Source organism: Actinocrinis puniceicyclus (assembly GCF_018283645.1).
GTDB classification, from domain to species: domain Bacteria; phylum Actinomycetota; class Actinomycetes; order Streptomycetales; family Catenulisporaceae; genus Actinocrinis; species Actinocrinis puniceicyclus.
This window is the reverse complement of the sequence record NZ_JAGSXH010000210.1, coordinates 1-5,796: the sequence shown is the minus strand read 5'-3', so window position 1 is coordinate 5,796 and position 5,796 is coordinate 1. Positions and strand designations below refer to the sequence as shown.

The 5,796-nt window shown below is 70.8% G+C and carries 6 protein-coding genes; 4 read left to right on the top strand and 2 right to left on the bottom strand.

Annotated features, from left to right (window positions below; genetic code table 11):
• The 3 genes from KGA66_RS31265 to KGA66_RS27780 all read left to right on the top strand — a co-directional run.
• A partial coding sequence (locus KGA66_RS31265; protein ID WP_281416869.1) for a WhiB family transcriptional regulator occupies nt 1-298 on the top strand: 298 nt, incomplete at its 5' end.
• 84 nt (nt 299-382) lie between these two features.
• Nucleotides 383-1,180 (top strand): HAD family hydrolase, encoded by a 798-nt coding sequence (locus tag KGA66_RS27785; protein ID WP_312887101.1) that lies wholly within the window; start codon nt 383-385, stop codon nt 1,178-1,180.
• Nucleotides 1,177-3,561: a glycoside hydrolase family 65 protein gene (locus tag KGA66_RS27780; RefSeq protein WP_211472346.1), complete on the top strand. Its 2,385-nt coding sequence runs from the start codon at nt 1,177-1,179 to the stop codon at nt 3,559-3,561. Before KGA66_RS27785 ends, KGA66_RS27780 begins: the two co-directional genes overlap by 4 nt.
• Before the next feature lie 53 nt (nt 3,562-3,614).
• Here KGA66_RS27780 and KGA66_RS27775 read toward each other — a convergent pair whose 3' ends face one another.
• Together KGA66_RS27775 and KGA66_RS27770 are read right to left on the bottom strand one after the other, a co-directional pair.
• Entirely contained in the window at nt 3,615-4,118 is a 504-nt protein-coding gene (locus KGA66_RS27775; RefSeq protein WP_211472344.1) for a hypothetical protein, read from the bottom strand.
• 123 nt (nt 4,119-4,241) lie between these two features.
• Nucleotides 4,242-4,892, bottom strand: a complete 651-nt coding sequence (locus KGA66_RS27770) for a hypothetical protein (RefSeq protein ID WP_211472342.1) — start codon at nt 4,890-4,892, stop codon at nt 4,242-4,244.
• Nucleotides 4,893-5,106: 214 nt separating this feature from the next.
• Here KGA66_RS27770 and KGA66_RS27765 point away from each other — a divergent pair, with 214 nt between their 5' ends.
• Nucleotides 5,107-5,721 (top strand): hypothetical protein, encoded by a 615-nt coding sequence (locus KGA66_RS27765; protein ID WP_211472340.1) that lies wholly within the window; start codon nt 5,107-5,109, stop codon nt 5,719-5,721.
• Nucleotides 5,722-5,796 lie beyond the last annotated feature (75 nt).

The window sequence follows — 5,796 nt, the reverse complement described above, 5'->3', positions numbered from 1 at the left end:
GCGCAAGGCCCCCGGCCCGTACCCCCTTCCCGACGACGACTGGCAGGAGCGCGGCGCCTGCCGCGGCGCGAACCCCGCGCTGTTCTTCGCGCCCGACAACGAGAACAACCAACAGCGCCGTTTCCGTGAGACCGCGGCCAAGGCCGTCTGCGCGCACTGCCCGGTACGCACCGTGTGCCGCGCGTACGCGGAACAGACCGGCGAACTGTACGGAATCTGGGGCGGGACCACGGAACGCGAGAGAATGCAGTCCAACGGACGCCACCACAGCACGGCCGCGGCCGGCGTGCGGAAATAGCCGGCGTGCGGAAATAGGCGGCGTGCGATCAGGCGGAACCAGGTGAGCGCGGCCAAGCCGAGCGCAGACGAAGGAGAGCGAACCGTGACAACACCCGATGCCGCCGGCTCGACCGAAGCGCAGCCGCGGCCGGCGTCTCTCGGCCTCGACAGCTCGATCCGGGTCTGTCTGTTCGACATGGACGGGGTGCTGACCAGGACGGCCACTGTGCACGCCGCCGCCTGGAAGCGCACCTTCGATGAGTTGCTGCGCAACCTGAGCGCACGCCACTCGCGCCCCTTCGAGCCGTTCGACGAGGTCAAGGATTACGAACAGTACGTGGACGGCAAACCGCGTGCGGACGGGGTGCGTTCCTTCCTGATGGCGCGCGGCATCGACTTGCCGGAGGGCAGCCAGGACGATCCGCCGACCGCGGAGACAGTGCAGGGCGTCGGTAACGCCAAGAACGCGGCATTCAACGAAGTGCTGCGCTCAGAGGGTGTCGAGCGTTACGAGGGATCGGTACGTTACGTGCAAGCGGCGCGTGCGGCCGGTCTGCGCACCGGTGTCGTCACTTCGAGCGCCAACTGCGACGCTGTGCTGGAGGCGGCGGACATGGCAGAGCTCTTCGACGACACTTTCGACGGAACCGATCTGCAGGACCGACATCTGCTCGGCAAGCCGGCCCCGGACAGTTACCTGGCCGCCGCGCGGGCGCTGGGCGTGGAAGCCGGGCAGGCCGCGGTGTTCGACGACGCGCAGGCCGGGGTGCAGGCGGGTCGGGCGGGCGGGTTCGGCAAGGTCGTCGGCGTGGACAGGCTCGGACAGCGGGACGCCCTCTACGCGCACGGCGCGGACGTGGTGGTCACCGACCTGGACCAGTTGCTGGCGGCGACCCGGTGATCGACCATCCCATATTCCGCAACGCACCGTGGAAGTTGCTGGAAACCGAGCTCGATCTGGACGTGCTCAAGCACTGTGAGTCGCTGTTCGCGCTGTCCAACGGTCATTTCGGCTGGCGCGGGAACCTGGACGAGGGCGAGCCGCACGGGCTGCCCGGCACCTATCTCAACGGCGTGTACGAGCTGCGGCCGCTCCCCTATGCCGAGGCCGGTTACGGCTACCCGGATTCCGGGGAGACGGTGATCAACGTCACCAACGGCAAGGTCATCCGGCTGCTCGTGGACGACGAGCCCTTCGATGTCCGGTACGGCAAACTGAACACGCACGAGCGGGAGCTGGACCTGCGCGACGGTGTCCTGCGGCGGCGGGCCGAGTGGGAGTCTCCCGCGGGGCGAACCGTGCGGGTGCGCTCGACGCGGCTGGTGTCGCTGACTCAGCGTTCGATCGCGGCGGTGTGCTTCGAGGTCGAGGCCGTGGACGGTCCGGCGCGGGTGGTGCTGCAGTCCGAGCTGATCGCGAACGAGGAGCTGCCGCCGGCTGCCGCCGACCCGCGTGCCGCGGCCGCGTTGTCCTCCCCGCTGGAGGGCGACCTGCACGAGGTCTTCGACGACCAGGTCACGATGGTGCACACGGTTCGCAACAGCCGGATTCGGGTGGCGGCGGCGATGGACCACACCGTCGAGGGCCCCGAGGGAACCCGCGGCACGTCGGTGAGCAATCCGGACCTGGGCCGGTACACGGTGGCGTCGGTGCTCAAGCCGGGCGAGACGCTGCGGCTGGTGAAGTTCGTGGCCTACGGCTGGTCGGCGACCAGGTCGCTTCCCGCCGTGCGCGACCAGGTGGACGCGGCGCTCAGCGCGGTACGGCAGACCGGCTGGGAGGGGCTGCTGGCGGAGCAGCGCGCCTGCCTGGACGGGTTCTGGGAGTGCGCCGACGTGGAGATCGAAGGCGATCCGGCGATCCAGCAGGCGGTGCGTTTCGCGCTCTTCCACCTCTTCCAGTCGGGGGTGCGGGCCGAGCAGCGGGCGATCCCGGCCAAGGGACTGACCGGAAGCGGCTATGACGGGCACGCGTTCTGGGACACCGAGACCTTCGTGCACCAGGTACTGACATATACGGCCCCTTACGCGGTGAGTAACGCGCTGCGCTGGCGGCACAGCACGCTAACGGATGCGCGCGAACGGGCCGAACAGCTCGGCCTGGCCGGGGCGGCCTTCCCGTGGCGCACCATCTCAGGGCAGGAATGCTCAGGATACTGGCCGGCCGGGACCGCGGCCTTCCACATCAACGCGGACATCGCGGACGCGGTGCTGCGCTATCAGCGCGCCACGCACGACGCGCTCTTCGAGCGCGAGGCCGGGCTGGAACTGCTGGTGTCCACGGCCCGGTTGTGGTGCTCGCTCGGCCACTTCGACGGCGCCGGACAGTTCCGCATCGAGGGCGTCACCGGTCCGGACGAGTACAGCGCGCTGGCGGACAACAATCTGTACACGAATCTGATGGCGCAGCAGAACCTCTCCGCCGCCGCGGACGCCGCGCAGCGCGACCCGGAGACGGCGGATCAGTTGGACGTGACCCCGGAGGAGGCGGACCGCTGGCGCGCCGCGGCGAAGGGCATGTTCATCCCGTACGACGAGAGCCGGGGGGTGCACCCGCAGGCGGAGGGGTTCACCGAGCACGAGTTCTGGGACTTCGAGAACACCAAGCCGGACCAGTATCCGCTGCTGTTGAACTTCCCGTACTTCCAGCTCTACCGCAAGCAGGTGATCAAGCAGGCGGATCTGGTGCTCGCGCTGCATCTGCGCGGGGACGCCTTCGACGCGCGGGACAAGGCGCGCGGCTTCGAGTACTGCGAGCCGCTCACGGTGCGCGACTCCTCGCTGTCGGCGTGCAGCCAGGCGGTGATCGCCGCCGAGGTCGGGCATCTGCGGTTGGCGTACGACTATCTCGCCGAGGCCGCGCTGATGGACATCGACAATCTGGAGGAGAACACCGCGGACGGTTTGCACCTGGCGGCGCTGGCGGGCAGTTGGATCGCGCTGGTGGCCGGCTTCGGCGGTATGCGCCACCGCGAGGACGGGCTGTTGTTCGCGCCGCGGCTGCCCGGCGGCTGGGAGCGGCTGTGCTTCCGGCTGCTGCTGGACGGCAGGGTCCTGACGGTAGAGGTGCGCGAGGATCAGGCCACGTACTCGCTGGCCCGCGACCGGACGCTGGGCGCGCAAGGGGACCCGGAAGCCTCGCAGGCTGTGTCGTTGGAGTTGCGCCACCACGACCGCAGGCTCACCGTTGCGGCCGGCGAGTCGGTCAGCGCCCCGATCCCTCAGCCGGTGCCGCACCCTGCGCCCAAGCAGCCTCCGGGCCGCGAGCCGCGCCACCGCTGATCGGGGCGGCGCCGGCCACGCGACCGCTGCGGTCGTTCGGCTGCTTACTCGGCTTACTCGTCGTGCCCGTCCATGCGCAGGTCGATGTCGAAGGCAGGCTCGTTCTCGCCGACCTGCGCGGCGGACACGGCGCGACGGGCCGTGCTCAGCCGGGCCCGGTTGGCCATCGCCACCATCTCGCGCTCGTCTGCGGCCAGCGCGAGCAGTTGCATTTCCTCGGTGACCACTTTCAGCAGGGTTCGGGCGGCCTCGTCGCTGCGCCGCTGCTGCTCCTGCGCGCGCTCGAGCTGCTGTTGGGCGCGTGCCAAACCGTCGAGGTCGCCGACCCGCTGCTGCTCGCGCACGAGGATCCGGGCCGCCTGCGCCGCAGCGCCGGCGGAGGCGACACCGAGTTCCGTCACGTGCTGCACACGGGCCAGTTCCGCGGCCCAGACGCCGCACACCACTTCTTCCGCCTCGGCGACCGCCTGGTCCCGCACCGCCCGGCCAAGAGCGCGCAGATACTTGTCCAGCGCCGCGGTCGAACGGGCGCCGCCGTCGTGTCTTATCTCACTCACCCGCTCGCCCCTTGATCCCTCGATCCTGCGGCTTTCGCCTGCCGACCAGGTTTCCCGGATGCCCCTCGCGCGCCGATCGAAACGGCGCGCGATCGCGGGTGCGCGCGGCAGCACTGCCCGCGGTCAGTCCTCACGCGGCGAGCGCCGTCCTCTGCGGCGCAGCACGGCGGCCACGCCGAGGAAAGCCGAGCCCGCCGCGGTTTCGCGCGGGTGCTTGCGCACCGTGCCGACGACGGTGGCGCCCTTTTCGCGCACCGGTGGCGGTACGGCGTGCCGCAGCCGGCCGGTCAGTTCCTCGGCGCGTCGGGCGAGACGCTGCGCCATCTGCGCGGCACGGCTCTGCGCGTCGACGACGGTGTGCTCCGCGTTCTCGCTGGCGAGGATGACCCGCTGCCCGGCCGCCTCTCCGACGTGCGCGACTCGCTGCGCCGTGGCCTCTCCCACTCGTGCCACGCGCTCGGCTGCGGCTTCTCCCACGTGGGCCACCTTGTCGCCGACCGCCTCACCTGCCTGCGCGACGCGCTGTCCGAGGCGCTCCCCCACGGAGGCGAGCGACCCTTCCGGCAGGCCGTCGTGCGCCGCCTGCTCGGACTCGGACTCGGAAGCGGGCTCCGGCTCCGGCTCCGGCTCGGAAGCAAGTTCAGGCTCGGAAACGGACCCGGCACCGGGAACGAGCCCGGCGTCGGATTCGGGCTGGGGCTCGGCCGGCGGCTGCGCCGGTTCGGGCAGGACTGCTCCCGACTGCTCCTGCGGTCGCGTTTGCTCGTCACTCATGGCGGCTGCTCCTCCCTCTCCACGGCCGTGTCGCCGCCGGTGCGGCGCACCGGGGCCCGGCGGCCCGCCATACTCTCTAACCGCGACCGCGCAAGTCATGCGGGCAACGGCTCATGATCGCCGTAGGCCGGGGTACTGGTGGGCCGATCTGACGGCCTATCCGATTACGGCCCGAACCGGGGCCCGTCATCGCGGCCGGGAGGGAGAACCCACCGTGAGACGCACAAGCTTCGTCGGAGCCCTGATCGTGATCGCCGTCGGCGGCGTGCTCGGCTTCGCGTTCCAGTCCAGTCCGAAGTGGCTCGACCTGCACGCGACCGGGTTGATCATCATGCTCGCCGGGATAGCGGACCTGGTGATCCGGTTCGCGCTCGGGATCAGCCCACTGCTTTCCCCGGAGACCGCGGATGTCGCCGCGCTCGTCGAGCCGGAGGGCGAGCCGGTCCTCGACGTGTTCGGCAACCCGATCGTCACCGCGCCACCGCCGACAATGCTCCAGGCGCCCCCGCTCGCAGTGCCGGTGCCGTACAGCCCCGCCGGCGAGGGCGACCCGCGCTTCGGCGACGGAACCGGCACCAGCGTGCCGCCCAGCACGGTCAGCGCCCATCAGGCGTCGGATGAGACGCGGGACATCCCCATCGTCGAAAGCGGATACGGAGAGGCGGGTTGGCCCGCCGACCCGATGCAGCGTTACGCGACCCGCGATCGCGCCGTCCACGACCAGGTCGTACGCCAGGTCGGCGACTACGAGGCGCCCGAGGCGCTGGCCCCGGTCTCCGCTCTCACCGGCCGCCCGGTGCGCGGCGCCTGGCGTAGGCGCCGCCGCTGAATGGGCGCCGGAAAACAACTGACCGCGGGTGCCGCCTTCCGGCGGCACCCGCGGTTTCTGTGTTACCTCTTACTC

Coding starts and splice junctions, on each gene's coding strand:
- KGA66_RS27770 (WP_211472342.1), bottom strand. CDS start 4,892: ATGAGTGACGAGCAAACGCGACCGCAGGAGCAGTCGGGAGCAGTCCTG.